This window comes from Cobetia sp. BMC6 (assembly GCF_029991385.1).
In the GTDB taxonomy this organism is placed as follows: Bacteria; Pseudomonadota; Gammaproteobacteria; order Pseudomonadales; family Halomonadaceae; genus Cobetia.
The window spans coordinates 123,149-139,689 of the sequence record NZ_JAKUMF010000001.1; the positions used below are offsets into that span (position 1 = coordinate 123,149).

The 16,541-nt window shown below is 60.3% G+C and carries 25 protein-coding genes; 18 read left to right on the top strand and 7 right to left on the bottom strand.

Translation table 11 applies throughout. From position 1 onward, the window contains the following. Nucleotides 1-60 precede the first annotated feature (60 nt). From ssb to MKZ40_RS00570, 7 genes are all read right to left on the bottom strand, one after another. Nucleotides 61-606: a single-stranded DNA-binding protein gene (gene ssb / locus MKZ40_RS00540; RefSeq protein WP_175089158.1), complete on the bottom strand. Its 546-nt coding sequence runs from the start codon at nt 604-606 to the stop codon at nt 61-63. Between the two features lie 18 nt (nt 607-624). Further along, complete coding sequence (locus MKZ40_RS00545) at nt 625-1,545, bottom strand: recombination-associated protein RdgC (protein ID WP_175089159.1); 921 nt, start codon at nt 1,543-1,545, stop codon at nt 625-627. 567 nt (nt 1,546-2,112) lie between these two features. Further along, nucleotides 2,113-2,388: a hypothetical protein gene (locus MKZ40_RS00550; RefSeq protein ID WP_175089160.1), complete on the bottom strand. Its 276-nt coding sequence runs from the start codon at nt 2,386-2,388 to the stop codon at nt 2,113-2,115. 181 nt (nt 2,389-2,569) lie between these two features. Further along, entirely contained in the window at nt 2,570-3,049 is a 480-nt protein-coding gene (locus MKZ40_RS00555) for a hypothetical protein (protein WP_175089161.1), read from the bottom strand. Between the two features lie 60 nt (nt 3,050-3,109). Then, nucleotides 3,110-3,532 carry a hypothetical protein gene (locus MKZ40_RS00560; protein WP_175089162.1) on the bottom strand — a complete coding sequence of 141 codons (423 nt, stop codon included), beginning with the start codon at nt 3,530-3,532 and terminating at the stop codon, nt 3,110-3,112. 2 nt (nt 3,533-3,534) lie between these two features. Next, nucleotides 3,535-4,005, bottom strand: coding sequence for a helix-turn-helix transcriptional regulator (locus MKZ40_RS00565; RefSeq protein ID WP_175089163.1), 471 nt, complete (start codon nt 4,003-4,005; stop codon nt 3,535-3,537). A gap of 551 nt (nt 4,006-4,556) precedes the next feature. Then, nucleotides 4,557-5,267, bottom strand: coding sequence for a helix-turn-helix transcriptional regulator (locus MKZ40_RS00570; RefSeq protein WP_175089164.1), 711 nt, complete (start codon nt 5,265-5,267; stop codon nt 4,557-4,559). A gap of 87 nt (nt 5,268-5,354) precedes the next feature. On the opposite strand from MKZ40_RS00570, the gene MKZ40_RS00575 reads away from it, so the two are divergent. The 18 genes from MKZ40_RS00575 (at nt 5,355) to MKZ40_RS00660 (ending at nt 16,538) form a co-directional block, all read left to right on the top strand. Then, nucleotides 5,355-5,585, top strand: a complete 231-nt coding sequence (locus tag MKZ40_RS00575) for a Cro/CI family transcriptional regulator (protein ID WP_175089165.1) — start codon at nt 5,355-5,357, stop codon at nt 5,583-5,585. A 62-nt stretch (nt 5,586-5,647) separates the two neighbouring features. Next, nucleotides 5,648-6,142 (top strand): phage regulatory CII family protein, encoded by a 495-nt coding sequence (locus MKZ40_RS00580; RefSeq protein WP_175089166.1) that lies wholly within the window; start codon nt 5,648-5,650, stop codon nt 6,140-6,142. Between the two features lie 81 nt (nt 6,143-6,223). Beyond that, the gene (locus tag MKZ40_RS00585) at nt 6,224-6,544 is read left to right on the top strand and encodes a hypothetical protein (RefSeq protein WP_175089167.1); all 321 of its coding nucleotides are present in this window, start codon (nt 6,224-6,226) and stop codon (nt 6,542-6,544) included. Nucleotides 6,545-6,585: 41 nt separating this feature from the next. Next, on the top strand, nt 6,586-6,801 hold the full coding sequence (locus MKZ40_RS00590; protein ID WP_166019402.1) for a hypothetical protein: 216 nt from the start codon (nt 6,586-6,588) through the stop codon (nt 6,799-6,801). Between the two features lie 28 nt (nt 6,802-6,829). Beyond that, nucleotides 6,830-7,837: a DnaT-like ssDNA-binding domain-containing protein gene (locus MKZ40_RS00595; protein ID WP_175089168.1), complete on the top strand. Its 1,008-nt coding sequence runs from the start codon at nt 6,830-6,832 to the stop codon at nt 7,835-7,837. Then, complete coding sequence (locus MKZ40_RS00600; RefSeq protein ID WP_282627735.1) at nt 7,779-8,531, top strand: replication protein P; 753 nt, start codon at nt 7,779-7,781, stop codon at nt 8,529-8,531. The genes MKZ40_RS00595 and MKZ40_RS00600 overlap by 59 nt, the downstream gene beginning before the upstream one ends. A gap of 3 nt (nt 8,532-8,534) precedes the next feature. Next, the gene (locus tag MKZ40_RS00605) at nt 8,535-9,323 is read left to right on the top strand and encodes a BRO family protein (RefSeq protein WP_175089169.1); all 789 of its coding nucleotides are present in this window, start codon (nt 8,535-8,537) and stop codon (nt 9,321-9,323) included. A 178-nt stretch (nt 9,324-9,501) separates the two neighbouring features. Then, nucleotides 9,502-9,804, top strand: a complete 303-nt coding sequence (locus MKZ40_RS00610; protein WP_248380725.1) for a hypothetical protein — start codon at nt 9,502-9,504, stop codon at nt 9,802-9,804. Next, entirely contained in the window at nt 9,801-10,337 is a 537-nt protein-coding gene (locus tag MKZ40_RS00615; protein ID WP_175089170.1) for a VRR-NUC domain-containing protein, read from the top strand. The genes MKZ40_RS00610 and MKZ40_RS00615 overlap by 4 nt, the downstream gene beginning before the upstream one ends. 35 nt (nt 10,338-10,372) lie before the next feature. Then, nucleotides 10,373-10,930 carry a hypothetical protein gene (locus tag MKZ40_RS00620; protein ID WP_175089171.1) on the top strand — a complete coding sequence of 186 codons (558 nt, stop codon included), beginning with the start codon at nt 10,373-10,375 and terminating at the stop codon, nt 10,928-10,930. Nucleotides 10,931-11,071: 141 nt separating this feature from the next. Further along, the gene (locus MKZ40_RS00625) at nt 11,072-11,314 is read left to right on the top strand and encodes a hypothetical protein (protein WP_175089172.1); all 243 of its coding nucleotides are present in this window, start codon (nt 11,072-11,074) and stop codon (nt 11,312-11,314) included. A 66-nt stretch (nt 11,315-11,380) separates the two neighbouring features. After that, nucleotides 11,381-11,911, top strand: a complete 531-nt coding sequence (locus MKZ40_RS00630) for a glycoside hydrolase family 104 protein (RefSeq protein ID WP_175089173.1) — start codon at nt 11,381-11,383, stop codon at nt 11,909-11,911. Nucleotides 11,912-11,955: 44 nt separating this feature from the next. Next, complete coding sequence (locus tag MKZ40_RS00635) at nt 11,956-12,309, top strand: phage holin, lambda family (protein ID WP_131431534.1); 354 nt, start codon at nt 11,956-11,958, stop codon at nt 12,307-12,309. After that, the gene (locus MKZ40_RS00640) at nt 12,297-12,722 is read left to right on the top strand and encodes a hypothetical protein (RefSeq protein WP_175089174.1); all 426 of its coding nucleotides are present in this window, start codon (nt 12,297-12,299) and stop codon (nt 12,720-12,722) included. The genes MKZ40_RS00635 and MKZ40_RS00640 overlap by 13 nt, the downstream gene beginning before the upstream one ends. After that, the gene (locus MKZ40_RS00645) at nt 12,706-12,933 is read left to right on the top strand and encodes a hypothetical protein (RefSeq protein WP_175089175.1); all 228 of its coding nucleotides are present in this window, start codon (nt 12,706-12,708) and stop codon (nt 12,931-12,933) included. The genes MKZ40_RS00640 and MKZ40_RS00645 overlap by 17 nt, the downstream gene beginning before the upstream one ends. A 230-nt stretch (nt 12,934-13,163) precedes the next feature. Next, the gene (locus MKZ40_RS00650) at nt 13,164-13,673 is read left to right on the top strand and encodes a KilA-N domain-containing protein (protein ID WP_175089176.1); all 510 of its coding nucleotides are present in this window, start codon (nt 13,164-13,166) and stop codon (nt 13,671-13,673) included. A gap of 308 nt (nt 13,674-13,981) precedes the next feature. Then, on the top strand, nt 13,982-14,482 hold the full coding sequence (locus MKZ40_RS00655; RefSeq protein ID WP_175089177.1) for a DUF1441 family protein: 501 nt from the start codon (nt 13,982-13,984) through the stop codon (nt 14,480-14,482). Next, nucleotides 14,475-16,538, top strand: coding sequence for a terminase gpA endonuclease subunit (locus tag MKZ40_RS00660; RefSeq protein ID WP_175089178.1), 2,064 nt, complete (start codon nt 14,475-14,477; stop codon nt 16,536-16,538). Before MKZ40_RS00655 ends, MKZ40_RS00660 begins: the two co-directional genes overlap by 8 nt. Nucleotides 16,539-16,541 lie beyond the last annotated feature (3 nt).

Consider the following 16,541-nt stretch of genomic DNA (forward strand, 5'->3'; position numbering starts at 1 on the left):
GTAAAAGAAAGCCGCCAGGCAGGTGGCGGCGATGAGTAGCGGGTGAATCATGGTCATTCCCTAGAACGGGATCTCGTCATCAAAGTCATCGAAGCTGCCGGCTGGCGGTGCCCCGAAGTTGTTCGGCTGCTGCTGGCCTGCTGGTGGCTGACCTACGCCGTGGTGTGTGCTTGCGGGCGCCGGTTGCTGGTAGCCACCTTGCTGCGGGGGTGGCTGCTGATAGCCCTGCTGAGCTGGCGGCCGCTGTGCCTGGGATGGCTGCCCGCCACCGGAACCGCCGAGCATCTGCATGTCGTTGGCGACGATCTCGGTGCTGTAGCGCTCGATGCCCTGCTGATCCGTCCACTTGCGAGTCTGCAGGCGGCCCTCGATATACACCTGCGCGCCTTTCTTGAGGTACTGCTGGGCGATCTCGGCGGTCTTGTTGAACAGCACCACCCGGTGCCATTCGGTGCGCTCCTGGACGTTGCCGGTCTGTTTGTCACGCCACTTGTCGGTGGTCGCGATGCTGATGTTGGCAACGGCTGAGCCGCTGGGGGTGAAGCGCACCTCTGGGTCTTGGCCGAGATGGCCGATCAGGATCGCCTTGTTGATGCCGCGGGCCATGCTGGCCTCCTTGAGTGGTTACGTGGCGGGCTGAGCTTCGCCACCCATCCATGAGATGAGGTCTGATGCCACCTGGTCGAGCAGGCCAGCCATCAGTGCGAAGTCTGCTTCCAAGCGCAGCACCGGGTCTTCGTCATCATCCTGGGCGTTGGCCTCATCGATGATGGCGTCTGCGAAGTGCATCTGCTTGAGCGACATGTCATCGCAGAGCGTCATTGCTACCTTGCCATCCAGCTCAACGGCCATCTGGCTGACGATGCGCCCGAGGCTGAGAGCGGTCTGTATCTCTTCACCATCAAGGTCGTACAGGCGGGCGCGGAGCACGCCATCCTCACCACCTGGCGCCGTGAGCGTGACAGCATCGCCGACGATGAGGCCTTCCGGACGTGAACTCACATCCTTGAGCCAAGTCGTCATGACCTGTGATGGTGGTTGAGCGACTGCCAACGGCGTCACCTTGAGGCTGCCGAGAGACTGTCGCAGTAGGTCCAGCACCTCTTCGGCCCGCTTGGCCGTGCTTGCATTGATCGCGATCAGCCCGCTGCGGTGACTCCACCACAGGTCAGTGCGCTTTGAGCGCGTGAAAGCCCGGGGCAGAAGCTCCTCGTATATCTGCTCCTTGAGTGTCAGCTTCTCCCGCCGGCGAAGCGGTCGGCCTTCAGTAGCCTCACGCTCAGCGACTCGCTCATCCAATTCATCCTTGATGACGCTCGATGGCAGGATACGATCCTGATAGAGCGCCGAGATCAGGAAGTGTCCGGACACTTCATGCACCAGCACATCGCTGTCCCGCCCCGCTGGCGGCACCCACCCGATTCGCTTGGCTTCCACTCCCGACACGGGACGGAATCGATGCTCAGGCAGGCATTCAGCCAGGCGGCCATCGTCAAGCGGCGTGCTGTCGTGCAGACGGTAGAGCTGTAGATTCTTGAACCACATATGGGGCCTCCTCGTGGGTGGTTGAGCGCACAGGTCAGCCCCCAGAAGAGACTGGCGTGTGAGCACAAAAAGGCCCACCGGTTGGGGTGGGCAAGATGCGCCGAGAGACACGATGAAAAGGGAGTACCAAAAGGCCCCGCCATGGGCATGGCGAGGAAGCACAGGCACTACAGGGAAAGCGTATCGGTAAGCCGTCGCGCTGTGTGATGGCTTGCCAATGCACTCTCGGGTGGGCTCTGCCATTGGCAAAGCCCCATACCATTCCCAGTATTTCGACAGCCCTGGGCGGCGTACTCCCAGCGGCCTCTCGCGTGTCTAGCGCTACGGGCGGGCTGGGCATGCCTGATTGTTAAAGAGCAGTCGCATTGCCCGGCGGTTCGGGGCTCATCAGGCGATACCGGCAGTGCCGATGCCCTCTGATAAGCGCTGTCTCTCCAGCTGTCACACCACTTGCCCAGGTGTCGGGGGTAAGGCCGCTAGCGCAAGGGAGGAACCGGCGCCTTACCTGCGGGTGGTTATGCTCGTAATCCCACTGGCACCACCTGCTGGCCGTGGGGCGAGGCGGGATCAGCGACTGGCAAGCTGCTGACCATGCGTAATCTGAGGGGTGCAGAGGCTGGCGGCATTGCGATGGAAGTCCGGCCAGCCGCGGCGCTGTGATTCGGCGAAACCGGCCTTGGCGTCTTCCTGCCACATGGCGGTCATCTCGCAGTATTCGGCTTCGCTGGCGGTCAGCTGGCGCGGGCCATCGGTCTGCTGGGTGAGGCTGGCGAGCGTGACCAGACCGCCGACGATGACGGCGAGGGTGATAGCTGAACGATGCTTGCGGGCTGTGTCGGTCATGGGCTGCTCCAATCCACTCAGTGACGATGGCGATGTGCCGTGTCGATGCGAGTAATTATGGGTAGACCCGTATTGATGGTCAAGGGTTTGCCCGTATTTTTTCAGGGAGGAGTATTCCTGCCCATGTCGGAGGCAATAAAAAACCCGCCACGATGGGCGGGTCAGATGGCCTGCGGGAGGTTTAGCGGTCTGCGTTCTCGATGCGGCGCTTGTACGCCTCGGCGGCCTGAGTGTCTGTGCCACCGTGTTCCGCGTAATCGAAGCTACCGGCTGGAATGGGGGCTGGCTCCCGCGTCTTTTGTGGCTGGGGAGGGGCTGGCGGTGGGGTGGAGGATTTCGCCCCGTGCGCGGGCTTGCTGGCGGTCAGAGCGCTATTGCGACCGCAGTGATGACAGATGGTGGCCTGCTTGGGAATCAGTGAGAGGCAGTGCGGGCATTCCTTGTCAGTGGACTTGGCGCCGCGCAGTCGGCGGCGCTTGAGTTTCACCGGGTCGCCCGGCATGGCGATGACGTAGAGCATGCCCATCAATGGCGTGCCGAAGAATCCCACCGCGCCGGCCGACAGGACATCCACGCCCTTGTAGTACGCGGCATGCATTACGGCCAGCCAGGGCAACAGAAAGACAGATAGCGTCAAGAATACGATCAATGCAGCAGACATGAGTTCGCCTCCTTGCGAGTCATGTGGAGTGGGGCGCTTTAAGATGAGATGCCGACAAGGTTACTCGGAATCAGCTGGAGGAGTGGTAGATCGTATAATCAAGCCCATATTTTCGTGGACCTTGTCACCTTCTCTTATAATGGCACGTAGTATATTTGGCTTGTTAATTTCTACAGGAGTGAAAATGAAATTAGCTTGGATAACGTTGCTTCCATTATCACTGTTCTCAGAGTATACCTCTTTTAGTGGATATTCTGCAGATGCTATTTTTTCATTTCCGAGTAGTATCTCAATGGTTATACTGGCATCAGTGTCTTGTTGCTTTGTGTCGTATATGCAGAAGACTACCACGCAAAGCTTGGGTAATACTATTGGGAGTCTTTGAGCAATTAATTCTCCGGAATAAGAGCCTACGAAGGTGTTTTTATCACCAATCTCTTGCCTAATGTCATCGCAAAAAATGGAAAAAGTGTTGAGTATCATGGCTACTTCCTCGGATTCTTACTCTGATTGCTCAGTAATTTCTCAACAGAGTTCATGTCAATTTTAAAGCACTTACATAGCTTTCTTAAGGTAGAAAGCTGAAGGTTCTCATCGCCTTTCTCGATACGAGCGACATGGGATTGACTGGTTTCTAACAATTCAGCCAGCTTAGTTTGAGACCATCCCATTTCAAGTCTCTTAGCTCTTAAGGTAGGCCCCTCTGATTTTTCAATGGAGCCGGCTAGTCTAGCTCTTGCACGCTCTAGAGCATCTTTCTTTTTTTGATCTTTATTGGAGTTGGCAATTAGCTCAGATAGAGTTATATAGTTCTCTGGCGCAACTGATTCTACCTTCAGGCGCGTTTCAATATTAATTACCTTAGCTGGCTTGCTAGTTGTGCTAACCTCGGTATGGTTAACTGAGGTCGTTGTATGCCCGAATGATTCTTTGAGATAAGATGTGGTCTGGGTCATAGTTAAAGCTCCTTGGTACAACACCTAGCACATAAAAAGCTTGTTCATGAACTATGTATGCGTATATGACTCGCCATCGGTCTTGGCCATGTTCAAGCTCCCAGATCTTTAAGCGCCAAAGGTCTTTCCCTTGCCGCCATAGTTGTTGCCATTTGCTGATACTAATTTCATCTACATTTCGGTCGTTCCCGAATTTATGGATCGTTAGTATGTCCAAAGTGTCTGGGTTCGCTTGAATTTCTTCAAGAGTTGTGATGATTGTTGCTGCTGCGTCTTCATTTGTTTCCCAAAGGGCATCAATGTCTCTTTGAGCATCTTTGTGTATGTGTAGATGCAGCATTATATCTACCTAGGTATAGAATGCCAGTTTAGTCGCTGTCACGACCTGCGCAAATGTGTTTATTCGTACAGTCCCCGATAGGCCATCGTAGGCCCCATGACGCATTGACAGGGAGGGTCGCACCAGTGCTACGGGGAGGGTCGCGCCAGTGCTACCCCCAGAACCTACCTATTAGAACCACTCTCTCTGGTTACGCGTGCGCGTGGGGGCGTCAGGCAAAGGTTTCCCACCAGAAGACGCGACCGATGATCTTCGGGGCATCCGGATCTCCCAGGGTGTAGATCTCTTCTGGATACTCGATGTGATTGTCACTGACCACCCGCATGCGCCCCGGCGGCAAGCGGTAGAGGCGCTTCACACGTAGCATGCCGCAATGATCCAGCGCGTAGACCTTGCCATCCAGAATCTGTCGGCAGCCCTTGTCGATGCCGATGGGTGAGCCATCCACGATCACTGGCTCCATGGAGTCGCCAGAAACGGTCGCGCATGCCGCAAGTGATGGGTCTACACCAGCCTTCATCAAGCGCGGCAGACTGAAGCGCATGTACGCCCCATGGTTCTCGATGACTTGCGTTCGGCCATCGCCAGCCGCCATCTCAACCTCACGAAAATACGGAATCTCTACCTCGTCATCCCGGAGAGGCTCATCGCCGTCCACGATTTCCGTTTCATGGAGCACCAGCTCACTGGCATCGCTTCGGGGAGCGGTCTCTGAATCAAGCATCTCGCCTTTGCCAGTGGTGAGCCATCTCGCACTCACGCCAAGGGCATGAGCGATCTCAGCGGCGTACCCAGTCTTGCGGGACTTGCCCCGCTCTAGGTCGGAAACGCTGGTCTGATCTATGCCCACACGCTCAGCAAGCTGCACCTGGGTGAGCTTGGCGTGTTTTCGGGCGGCTTTAAGGCGGTCTTTGAATTCCATGGGGTGATTATCATGGGCGCGCCCATATCCTTGCAAATGGGTAGTCCCGTATTTATGATTACGGGTATTCCCGTATGGAGCGGCACGATGAAAAACATATTCGAGCGTTTGGTTGATCACTTTGGGACCCAAGCCAAGGCAGCTGATGCGCTTGGGGTCTACCAAGGAACAGTTTCTGGATGGGTTCGCGGAAAACATGGGATGTCTCCAGTTCTGGCGCTCCGTGCAGAGCGGTTGACGATGGGCAAGTTCAAGGCTGAGAAGCTGTGCCCGCCGCTGGTCCACGGATTGCGGAACGCCAACAAGAACACCGCCTGACACCCACAGCATAGCCAGCCGCCCATATCGGCTTAAACGGAACGAACACGGAGAGATTCACCATGGACAGCCATACAGCCCCCGAACGTGACATGGATACCTATCTGGATGCGGTGCATGACGTGGTTTTCGAGTGCTGCCCCAAGGTGCTGGCAAGCGATATCGGCATGTCGGTGAAGTCGCTTTACCGCCGGGTGGCCGAGGACGACCCCATGCCGATGCGACTGATCGACGTGGTGGGGATCTTCTGGAACGTGGATCGCGAGCACCAGTTGCGCCTGATCGCCCCGTTCCTCGATCACCTGGGCATGGTGGCGGTGCCGCGCTGCGAGAAGGGCGAGGTGAGCCGTGGTGACGTGTTCGCGTCAGTGCTGGATGCCCAGCAGGGGCAGGGCGCGATGGCAGCGCTGATTCAGGCGGCGATTGCGGATGGCGAGGTAGACGAGGAAGAGGCGGCGCAGCTTGAGGCACAGCACAAGGCCATTGAGCAGCAGATGAGCACTCTGATGGGCCAGCTGCAGGCGATGCGCAAACCGCTGAAGGTGGTGAGCCGGTAACCGGGCACCAGATACGAAAATCCCCCGAAGGCGTCGAAACCAATCCGGGGGAAGCATCTCACTATGCCAAGGGAGTATGGCATGACGATCAAGACGAGTGAAGCCAAGCAGATGTTGACCAGCTATCGGGGTTGGAGCTGTGAATCCCTCAAGGCCGAGACCTATCGGCTGGCGGTGATGATCGAGAAGCGTGAGCGAGTGGGCGGCGTGATTGATCTGCGCATGAGCATGCAGCACCACCTGGCCGTGGTGGCCCTGCTGGAATGCGGCAAGGGTCAGGGTGAGACGGCGCAGGCAGCTGCCCGCCGCACTCTGTCGATCGACCACCACATGAGCGAGGCAGGACGTTTCGAGCGCCTGTCACTGGGCGTGGCAGCCAAGGGCGATGAGGTACCGGCATGAGCATCACGGCACGAATGAGTTCAGCACGCCTTGAGACAGAGATGTCCCGTGCTGGCCGCAAGATCGCCAAGCTGAAGGAGCTGCTGCCAGACCAGCCGCGCCTCACCGGCGAATACCACTCGGCCTATGCCGCCTGGCACCAGTGCAATGCGTTGCTGGCGGCCCGTCGCGGCGACAAGGACGGCGATCTGGGCAGCATGCAGTGGCATCAGGCCCGCGCTGCCAAATATCTGACACTGGCGGGAGGTGAGGCATGAGTCTGCATCGATCACAAACGAGTCGCCAATGCTCGATGCGGGGATATCGCTGATGCAGTACCTCGTTGCTATCAACCAAGTCAAGGCCGTCGAGTGGGGGCTCAATGCTCAGCAGGCGATGCTGTTTGCGTTTCTGCATCAGGTGCCTACCTGGGCAAATGCGCGTCAGATCGATGGCCACACCTACTTCAACATCGGCAAGGGGAAGATCTGCGAAGAGCTCCCACTGCTGACTGATAAGCACGACACCGCCTACCGACTCATGAAGCAGCTGGCCAAGCTCGACCTGATCGTGATGACCAGTTGCGACAACCGGACGTACATGCGCCTAACCGAGAAGGGTGTGACCTGGGGCCGCTCGACAGGGTCGGAAAAATCTCCGATCCGTCCCTCGGCGCCTGATTCTCAAGGGTCGGAAAAAAATCCGACCTCGGAAAAATCTCCGAGAGGGGTCGGAAAAATATCCGTGCCAGGGTCGGAAAAATCTCCGACGAATCAGGGTACCAATGATCCTAACCCCTCTCTCTCTGGCGCGGGCGAGCCGAGCATCTTCGAACGAGCGGCCCAGCAGGCTGACAACGGCCAGCCGCAAGCGACTGCCGGTGCCCGTCAGGTGCCGATGACGTTGGACTGGCAGCCGGATGCCACTCACTGGCAGGCAGAGACACTACGCCGTGGCGACCCGAGCCTGACATGGGATCAGGGCGAGCTGGCGGACTTCACCGCGCACTTCGCGGATCAGCCCGGTCGGACGTACTCGCATCATGCCTGGTGCGCCAAGTTCGTGCGCTGGGTGAGTGATAACCGCAAGCGAGAGGCAGCCCGCCAGGCCCGCATGAGCCAGAACGCCAACACTTCATCGAACAACACTGCACGCAACGCTGGAGGCACCCATGGAAGCCGTCGCTCAACTGGTCCAATCCGTAACTCGAAGCTCTCAGCCGCTGAAGGGCGTGCACTCATTGAGCGCCGCCGCCGTGAACAAGCAGAAGGCCAGCCGCCGTCCGGCGACGTCATCGATGGCGAGTGGCTGTGATGATCTGCCACGGGTGAGCCAGAAGGCAGTGGATGCGCTGTTCGATCGCTTGGCCCAGCTGCATGGCGCCCACTGGCATCGCCGCTGCCGCGAGATGGGGTGGGGCACTGAAGAGAATGGCCAGTGGGTGAGCTGTGACGTGGAAGGTGAGTGGCTGGCGGCCCTGAGTCATCTGAGCGCCCAGCACCTGCGCTGTGGCTTGCAGGCCGAGAAGGCCCGCACGGCCAAGTCGCTCCAACAGCGTGGCAACGCCTTCCCGCCGGACAGCGCCATGCAGTTCGCCGAGCTATGCCAGATGACGCCCGAGGGGCTGGGCCTGCCGGACTTCGATACTGCCTGGCAGGCATTGCAGGACCACGCCTTCACCGGCAAGCCGTATCCGCATGAGGCCATCGCTGCCGCGGGCGAGCACATGGACCTTCACGGCATGGCCTCGGCCAGCTATCAGCGCATGGACAAGCACGAACGGGCCTTCCGCGTGTACTACCAGCAGGTGGTGGAGCGATACGCCCGGGGTGATGACCTCAAGCCGCAAGCAGCGATTGGGCATGACGGTCAGCTGTCACCGGCAGAACGTGCCGCCATGGCAGGCCAGGCCCGCGCCCAGCAGCAAGCCGAGGCCTCTGGTCTGCCTCACGCCATGAATGCCGATCAGGGGATACGTTCCCTGCGTGCCGCACTGAAAGGAGCTTGACCCATGAGCAACGTGATCCCGTTCGAGTTTGATGACCAGCAGGTGCGTGTGGTGGAGGGCGATGGGGGTGAGACCCTGTTCGTGGCTTCTGATGTGGCGTTGGCGCTTGGGTACTCCAATCCTCGAGATGCCGTCAGTCGCCATTGCAAGGGTGTCGTGAAACGCGACATCCCCACGGCTTCTGGCATCCAGTCATTCAGCATGATTCGTGAGTCGGATCTCTATCGCCTGATCGTCAAGAGCAAGCTGCCCAGCGCCGTATCGTTTGAAGAATGGGTGTTCGATGAAGTCCTGCCGACCATCCGCAAGACCGGCAGCTATCAGGTGGCCCAGCCTGCGCCGGCACCTGTAGACCCCACCACGGACATCTCCCGTGCCTCGGCCATTGCCAGTGCGCTTGATGGTGCTGCCCGGGCGTTCGGCTTTGACGACAACATGCGCTTGCTGTCCGTGAATCAGGCCGTGCAGAAGCGTACCGGCATCAACCTGCTGGAAGAGCTTGGGGCGGCCCACCTGCTGAGCCCGATGAATGAGCGCTACCTCACCCCGACCGAGCTGGGCATGCCGTTGGACATGAGCGCGATCGCCATCAACCGCCTGCTGCGCGACAAGGGCTTTCAGCGTCAGGAGCGTGACGGCAAGGGCAAGGCGTACTGGGTGATGACTGAGGCAGGCCGCCAGTCAGGTGGCCGCATGCTGGATACCGGCAAGCGCCACAGCGACGGGGCACCGGTGCAGCAACTGAAGTGGCCGGAAAGCATCGCCGAGGCGCTGCGGGAGGATGCGGCGTGAGCTATCGCCCCGCTGGCAGCTATAGGCGGCCGAATCGTTCAGCCCTGCGCCGCTGCTTTGCTTGTCGTAGGCGAGTGGCAGTCGATCAGATGGCGGCCTGCTTGGGGACATGCAAGCGCTGCATTGCCTTGGGCGCTCCCCGCTTCAATGCCAATGGTGAGCGACTGAGGGGGCAAGCGTGACAGAGACCACACCCAAGCCCGCTGGCGGTCCACTATCCCGCAAGGCCGCGATGCTATGCCAGGCCGAGGGGTTCCATCGCTATCTGGATCAGGCGCGCCGGGCTCGACACGGCATCGACACCAACGTGCTGCCGGATGGTACGCACAAGGAGGAAGACGCGGTGGACTTCATTCGCACGGCCTGCGGGGTGAAGAGTCGGGCCGAGATCGATCATGAGCCGAGGGCGGCGCACATGCTGCGCCGGATCATCACCAACTATCGCCGCTGGCAATCCAATCAGGTGAGGGCATCGTCATGAGCTGGGCAGCACATCCTTCCGCCAAGGTGGCGGCCCGCAAGTCGCCGAACCGTACCGCCGGCCAAGCCCGCAAGTCGGCGCCACGCATCGACCGTGAAGGGTTGGAGCAGAAGGTGCTGATTCGCTGGCTGTACGCACAGCAGCAGAATGGCATGCAGGTGGGGCAGTTGCTGGGCGGTGTGGTCTACCACGTCCCCAATGGCGGCCAGCGCAACAAGAAGACGGCGGCAGACCTGAAGATGCAAGGCGTGCGGGCTGGGGTGAGCGATCTGGTGGTGGCCACGGCCCGCGGTGGGTATCACGGGCTCTACATCGAGTTCAAGGCAGCCCCGCCACATGATGCCGCCCTGGCGAAGTCTCAGCGCGAATGGCTTGAGAAGATGGAGGGCAATGGCTATCTGGCAGTGCTGGCCAAGGGCGTGGATGAAGCCAAGGCGGTGCTGGTGGCTTATGCGAGCTGGCCCGAGACAGTGGTGGCCGGTGAGCCAGAAGTGATGCCGCATGGCAGTGAGTGGCGCAAGGCAACGGCATAGTGCTCACGTAGTAACCCAGAGCAGGAGGGCAGGACATGCAGCGGATCGAGGATATGGGGCTGGCGGAGACCTTCCGCCTGATCGAGAAGCTGCCGGAGGGCGTGAGGCGTCAGCAGGCGTTGGCACATGCTCTGGATGAGCTGCTCGAGGAGGAAATCGAGTATCGCACCGGGCTGCGCCATCAGAATGCCGGGTGGCATCAGGTGTCATCGGTGGGCGGCATGGGGGAAGGGCGTGGCGAGTGCACGGGGCTGGTGGATCACGTCGGCAAGGCCGCCGAGCGCTATCAGCAGGAAAGCCAGTGGCGGACGATGGCGGCAGCGTTGCTGTCACGCTTGAGCGATCGACAGCGCATGGCGGTACTGCTGGCGGCCTATGCGATCCCGCCGGTGCAGCATTGCCAGTCGCCGCGCATGATGACCCAATCGCAGGCTGTGGCGGCGCAGGTGGCGATTCTGGCGCGGCTAGGCTGGGTGCCTGGGGCGGTGAAGGTGGCGCCGTTCAAGTCGGCCAAGTCGATGCAATGTGCGGCATCTCGGGGTCGTGAGTCACTACTGCATATGGTACTTTCTCAAGCCGAAATAGCTGCCTGACTACCATATGTTGCAAAAGCGAGGGTTTGAGGGTACGATCCAGCTATTGTGTGATTCTTGCGTCTCAAGCCTACTGTTATAAATCTGTGCTAATTTAATCTTCGTAGTGAAAGTTAAATTTACGCACGGGTGGACTACAAAATGGATTTTGAAGAATTCAAGCGTGAATCAACGAAAATGCAAGACAAGGTTTTCGTTCGAGACGATGAGATAATTATCAATTTAAGTTATGAATATCCTATACCTTTGTCTGAGTGCTCAGATGCCAATAGGGTTCTAGCGTGGGTTGATCATCTATGTGGCAAAAGCTGGATAACTGTTGAAGCCATCGAGGCTTTTATTGCTCATGCCGCGCGCCATCATAATATTGATTTACCCCATTAATTGAATTGCTTTTGAAAGCCCTGCCATCTGGCGGGGCTTTTTCGTATATGCCTACCGGTGATGCCCATGCCTGCACATGCCCCCGCGCACTGGCTCGATGAGGTCGAGCTGGTGGGCTTCGATGCGCCCGTTGATCCGGCGGCTGATGACGCCAGCAATCTGGCGGCCTTCCTGGACACCATTGCCTATGCCGAGGGAACGCCGCGCTTCAGCTCGATTGAGGGCTATGACGTACTGGTGGGTGGTAAGACCTTCGATGGATTCGATGATCACCCCCGCCAATCGGTGTGGCTCAAGTCATACAAGATCCACAGCACGGCGGCGGGCCGGTATCAGTTCCTGGTCGGGACGTGGGATGACTTGGCCAAGCGCTTCCACCTGCCGGACTTCTCGCCAGCCTCGCAGGATGAGGCTGCCAAGCAGTTGATCCGCCAGTGCCGGGCATTGGGGCTGGTGTATGACGGCCGCATCGCTGAGGCCATCCATGCTTGCCGGCGCATCTGGGCGAGCCTGCCAGGGGCAGGTTATGGCCAGCGTGAGCTTGATACCGATGAGCTTCTGGGCGTGTACGTGCGTGCTGGCGGCCACATCGCATAACGATAACGACGAACTACGCAGGGCCTACCGACTCAGGAGGCCATATGCATGATGACGACCACGAGCCCGCCGATATGCCACACCGCGATCCATCGACATGGCAGATGCTGCTGGAGTGGCTACAGCCGTATCAAGCCAACCTCTATGCAGCGGGTCTGTCATTCGTGATCGCACTGCTGCGCGGCCTGCATGCTGGTGGCCGCTTCTACAAGTCATTGCTCGAGGCGACCCTGGTGGGTGGCCTGACATTGGCGCTCAAGCCGCTGCTGGACTGGGGCGGCTTGGATCAGGACATGGCCGTGGCCATCGGGGCTGCGATCGCTTTCCTCGGTGTCGAGTGGCTGCGTGCCAAGTCTGACGCCATCTTCGATAAGGTGCTGGGACGATGGCTGCACTGATCACGACCGCGTGGGCATGGGGCCGCAAGCTGATATCAGGCGTGAAGATCGAGGTCATCCTGATGGCAGTGGTGCTGGGCTGGGGTGCGATGAAGACCTATGAGGCGACCAAGGCCGAGCAGCATGCCAATGATCTCAAGGCTGAGCTATCCACCGAGAAGGCGGTCAACCGCGGGCTCGAGATGATGGCGCTGCACTACGGCAATCAGATGAAGCGATTGTCCGTCGCATTGGAGGCACGCGAGGCCAGCCGCGCTCTGGATGACCGTTCAATCATGGCTGCCCGGGCAGCTGCACGCCGGATGGAGAGAGACGATGCGCCGACTGGGGATTGGGCTGACCGGCCTGTGCCTGACGCTGCTGCTGAGTGGCTGCAGCGCCTTCGAGAGCAAGCCAGTGGTGATGCCCACTGAGTGGCAGTGCACACCCGAAGTGCCGAGCTATCTGCTCAATCCACTGCCTGCGCCTGATCGGCCAGTGACATCCAACCGCGATCTGCTCAGCCTGCTGGCCGACTATGAGTCACAGCGCCGTCGCTTCAATGCTGACCGCACGGCGACGGCCTCTATCCTCGAGCGCCTGGCCGATGGGCCTGATAGCGCCGAGCAGACGACTGCTGAGTGACGACGCTCTGAGCTGCTCGGTCAAATTGACCGATCGGCATAGCTACCCCAAAGAGACCACTCCTCCTAGAGCCCTGCCACCCGGCGGGGCTTTTTTGTGGGCGCTTCACCCGCGCCCGGTACTTACCAGAGCCTTTCAGGATAGAGCCTGAGGAGCGCCGATGGCTTCATCGGGCCTCTCTGGGTTGGCGACTCCTGGGTGACAGGCTCTATCTCTAAAAGGCTCTACCGATGACAAACGTTATTCCATTCGACTACGAAGGCCAGTCGGTCCGCTTCAACACAGATTGCTGGATCAATGCTACTGACATTGCCAAGCGCTTTGGCAAGAGGCCGGCCAAATGGCTGGAGCTTCCGCGAACCCAAAGCTATATCGCTGCCTTGGCTAGAGCGATGGGGAGGACCGATGTCCGAAAATCGGACTTCGGTCTCGTGATCACCCGAAGAGGCGGCCTGCTACAAGGTACATGGCTGCATCCCAAGCTAGCGGTGGCCTTCGCGCGGTGGCTGGATGATGACTTTGCCGCATGGTGTGACCTGCGCATCGATGCGTTGATGCGCGGCGAACAGAGCGCCATGCAAGAGTTCGAAAAGGCCTGCCGTGCACTGGATGACCAGAATGCCAAGGGGAGCCTTGCCGGTCGCGAGCTGGCCAGCCATCGATGGATCAAGCCGGCACTGGCGTCTCGCGCTGACTACTGGCGACAAGAGCTTCAGATGGCGTTACCCATCGACTCATGATCACTTTCCTTCCCCCGGTCGCGGCTCGTGGAGCGAAGATCAAATGAAAAATTACTCACATCGCGGTAATGCCTGACAGGCCGTGACCGGCCTGCAGCCCAGCAACCACGCGGCCTGTAGAAAAATCGCGGGTCCTTCTGGCTAAGGGTGGAGCAACCACGGGGGCGCAGACTCGCGGACTTCGGCATTTTTTCGGGTTTCTAGCGTCGGCAGCAGCACCGCGTGCAATCCCGCATAGCTATTGACTTTCGAGGTGCCGATGGTGCCGATGCTTCGGCAGTGACGTGATCAGCAGAGGTGGCCAGCGCATGGCAGACATCAGCGCGTTAAAAGAGGCGTACCACTGGAATATCACGCGCATTGCTGACGCCTTCGGATTACACCGCGACACCGTGCGCAAGCGGCTGCGCGCCGCTGGCGTAGTGCCGGCCGGCCAGCGTGGTGGGGCCAGTGTCTACGCCCTGGCGGATGTCGGCCCCGCGCTCTATTCCGACATGATCGGGGCGGCCGGCAATGACCCCGATGATCTGCCGCCCCAGGATCGCAAAGCCTGGTACCAGTCCGAAACCGAGCGCGTGAAGCTCGAGCAGCAGCTGCGCCTGCTGGTGCCGGTGGAGGAGGCGCACCGCGAGATGAGCCGACTGGCCAAGGCGGTGGCCAGTAGCCTGGATTCGCTGGCCGACATGCTGGAGCGCGACGCCGGCCTGGCTCCCGAGAATATCCAACTGGTGGAGCAGGTGACCGACGCGCTGCGCGAGCAGATGTATCAGGCAATAATCGCGGATGATGGAGAGGCTGACGATGACTAGCACCGCCAGTGCCGCCTCTATCCGGCGTGACGTGGCCGAGCTGATCCGGCCGCCGCGCCGCATCCAACCCAGCGAGTCAGCGGCCGAGGTCATGAAGGTGGTCAGCGGTGATGGCACCGTGCGCGACTGGAGCGCAGACACCACCCCATATATGCGCGAGCCGCTGGATTGCATGGGATCGCGGCTATATGACGCCGTGATCTTTGTCGGCCCCGCGCGTACCGGCAAGACCAATGCTCTGGTGGATGGTTATGTCGCCTACAAGATCGAGTGTGATCCAGGCGATGGCCTGATCGTGCAGATCAGTGAGGAGAAGGCGCGCGAGTTCAGCAAGAAACGCATTGACCGCATGCTGGTCAACTCGCCTCGCCTGGTCGGCCGCATGAGTCCGCGTGGCCACGACAACAACGTGCATGACAAGACATTCCGCGCCGGCAACTACCTGGGCATCAAATGGCCGTCAAAGAACGTCCTTGCCTCGAGCGATTATCAGTTCGTACTGATCACCGACTTCGACCGCCTACCCGATGACGTGGATGGCGAGGGTAGCGCCTTCCTGCTCGCCAGCAAGCGTACCCAGACATTTGGCTCCACCGGCATGACGCTGGCCGAGTCCTCGCCAGGGCGCGAGATCACCGATCCCGACTGGCGGCGACCCGACGATGCCCCGCATATGGCACCGCCCACCACCGGCATTCTGGATCTGTTCAACGCCGGCGACCGGCGGCTCTGGTACTGGCAGTGCCCCGAGGCGCACTGCCGGCAGTGGTTCCCGCCGGTGATGGACAATTTCTCGCGGCAGGCGGGGTGCGTGTTCTGCCCGCATTGCGGCACCGAGATCGACCCCGCTGCCAAGCGTCAGTTAAACCTGGCCGGCCGCTGGGTGCCCGAGGGTGCCCAGCTCGATGAGGCCGGCGAGATGATCGGCACCCCGCGCCGCTCGCGGATCGCCTCATTCTGGATGGAGGGGCCGGCGGCTGCCTTCCAGTCCTGGGCGTCGTTGAATGAAAAGCTCCGGCGTGCCGAGGAGACTTACCAGCAGACTGACAGCCAGGAAACGCTCAAGGCGGTGATAAACACCGATTGGGGCCGGCCGTATCTGCGCCGGCGCGCAGCCACGCAACGCTCGAGCGAGCGGCTGGCTGATCGCTCCGAGGATTACCAGCGCCGCACCGTGCCCCAGGGCGTGCGCTTCCTGACCGCTGCCGTGGATGTACAGGGCGGCAAGGATCGCCGCTTTGTCGTGCAGATCCAGGGCTGGGGCGCGCACCGCGAGTGCTGGGTGATCGACCGTTTCAACATCAAGGAGGATCGCGGCCCCGACAATGACCAGGAGCCGCGCCCCATCTCGCCGGCCACCCAGCCAGAGGACTGGGATCTGTTGACCCGTGACGTGCTACTGCGCAGCTACAAGCTCGAGGACGGCAGCGGCCGCCGCATGCCGGTGGCATCCATCGCGGTGGATACCGGCGGCGAGGGCGAGGGCGAGGAGAGCGTGACCAGCCAGGCATATGACTGGCACCGCCGGCTGCGCCGCGATGGCCTGCAGTCGCGCGCCTTCCTGGTCAAAGGCTCGAGCACGCGCGGCAGCTCGCGGGTGCGCAAGACGTGGCCGGACAACACCGGCCGCAAGTCGCGCCAATCCACTGCGCGCGGTGACGTGCCGCTCTACCTGCTGGGCACCGATCTGCTGAAAGACGCTGTTGCCGCGATGATGGACCGCGACAACGCCGGCGCGGGCTACCTTCATACACCCAGCTGGCTGGGGCGCTGGTGGTATGACGAATTGACGTATGAGATCCGCGACCCCGCGAGCGGCAAATGGCGCAAGCCAGGCAAGCGCCCGAATGAGGCGTTTGATCTGTGCGTGTACAACCTGGCGCTGTTCATCCTGATGAAAGGCGAGCGCATCGACTGGAATGCGCCGCCGCCCTGGGCAGCCGCCTGGGATGACAACGCGCTGATCTCGCAGTCGCCAGACGCCACCCCCGCCGTCACTCAACCCAAGCCACCGGCCGCGCGCAAGCGCCGGCGGGTGGTCAAGTCGCGCCTATAGGGC

Excerpts from the sequence above, each read along its gene's own strand:
- ssb (WP_175089158.1), bottom strand. The coding sequence starts at position 606 with ATGGCCCGCGGCATCAACAAGGCGATCCTGATCGGCCATCTCGGCCAA.
- MKZ40_RS00545 (WP_175089159.1), bottom strand. The coding sequence starts at position 1,545 with ATGTGGTTCAAGAATCTACAGCTCTACCGTCTGCACGACAGCACGCCG.
- MKZ40_RS00550 (WP_175089160.1), bottom strand. The coding sequence starts at position 2,388 with ATGACCGACACAGCCCGCAAGCATCGTTCAGCTATCACCCTCGCCGTC.
- MKZ40_RS00555 (WP_175089161.1), bottom strand. The coding sequence starts at position 3,049 with ATGTCTGCTGCATTGATCGTATTCTTGACGCTATCTGTCTTTCTGTTG.
- MKZ40_RS00560 (WP_175089162.1), bottom strand. The coding sequence starts at position 3,532 with ATGATACTCAACACTTTTTCCATTTTTTGCGATGACATTAGGCAAGAG.
- MKZ40_RS00565 (WP_175089163.1), bottom strand. The coding sequence starts at position 4,005 with ATGACCCAGACCACATCTTATCTCAAAGAATCATTCGGGCATACAACG.
- MKZ40_RS00570 (WP_175089164.1), bottom strand. The coding sequence starts at position 5,267 with ATGGAATTCAAAGACCGCCTTAAAGCCGCCCGAAAACACGCCAAGCTC.
- MKZ40_RS00575 (WP_175089165.1), top strand. The coding sequence starts at position 5,355 with ATGAAAAACATATTCGAGCGTTTGGTTGATCACTTTGGGACCCAAGCC.
- MKZ40_RS00580 (WP_175089166.1), top strand. The coding sequence starts at position 5,648 with ATGGACAGCCATACAGCCCCCGAACGTGACATGGATACCTATCTGGAT.
- MKZ40_RS00585 (WP_175089167.1), top strand. The coding sequence starts at position 6,224 with ATGACGATCAAGACGAGTGAAGCCAAGCAGATGTTGACCAGCTATCGG.
- MKZ40_RS00590 (WP_166019402.1), top strand. The coding sequence starts at position 6,586 with ATGTCCCGTGCTGGCCGCAAGATCGCCAAGCTGAAGGAGCTGCTGCCA.
- MKZ40_RS00595 (WP_175089168.1), top strand. The coding sequence starts at position 6,830 with ATGCTCGATGCGGGGATATCGCTGATGCAGTACCTCGTTGCTATCAAC.
- MKZ40_RS00605 (WP_175089169.1), top strand. The coding sequence starts at position 8,535 with ATGAGCAACGTGATCCCGTTCGAGTTTGATGACCAGCAGGTGCGTGTG.
- MKZ40_RS00615 (WP_175089170.1), top strand. The coding sequence starts at position 9,801 with ATGAGCTGGGCAGCACATCCTTCCGCCAAGGTGGCGGCCCGCAAGTCG.
- MKZ40_RS00620 (WP_175089171.1), top strand. The coding sequence starts at position 10,373 with ATGCAGCGGATCGAGGATATGGGGCTGGCGGAGACCTTCCGCCTGATC.
- MKZ40_RS00625 (WP_175089172.1), top strand. The coding sequence starts at position 11,072 with ATGGATTTTGAAGAATTCAAGCGTGAATCAACGAAAATGCAAGACAAG.
- MKZ40_RS00630 (WP_175089173.1), top strand. The coding sequence starts at position 11,381 with ATGCCTGCACATGCCCCCGCGCACTGGCTCGATGAGGTCGAGCTGGTG.
- MKZ40_RS00635 (WP_131431534.1), top strand. The coding sequence starts at position 11,956 with ATGCATGATGACGACCACGAGCCCGCCGATATGCCACACCGCGATCCA.
- MKZ40_RS00640 (WP_175089174.1), top strand. The coding sequence starts at position 12,297 with ATGGCTGCACTGATCACGACCGCGTGGGCATGGGGCCGCAAGCTGATA.
- MKZ40_RS00650 (WP_175089176.1), top strand. The coding sequence starts at position 13,164 with ATGACAAACGTTATTCCATTCGACTACGAAGGCCAGTCGGTCCGCTTC.
- MKZ40_RS00655 (WP_175089177.1), top strand. The coding sequence starts at position 13,982 with ATGGCAGACATCAGCGCGTTAAAAGAGGCGTACCACTGGAATATCACG.
- MKZ40_RS00660 (WP_175089178.1), top strand. The coding sequence starts at position 14,475 with ATGACTAGCACCGCCAGTGCCGCCTCTATCCGGCGTGACGTGGCCGAG.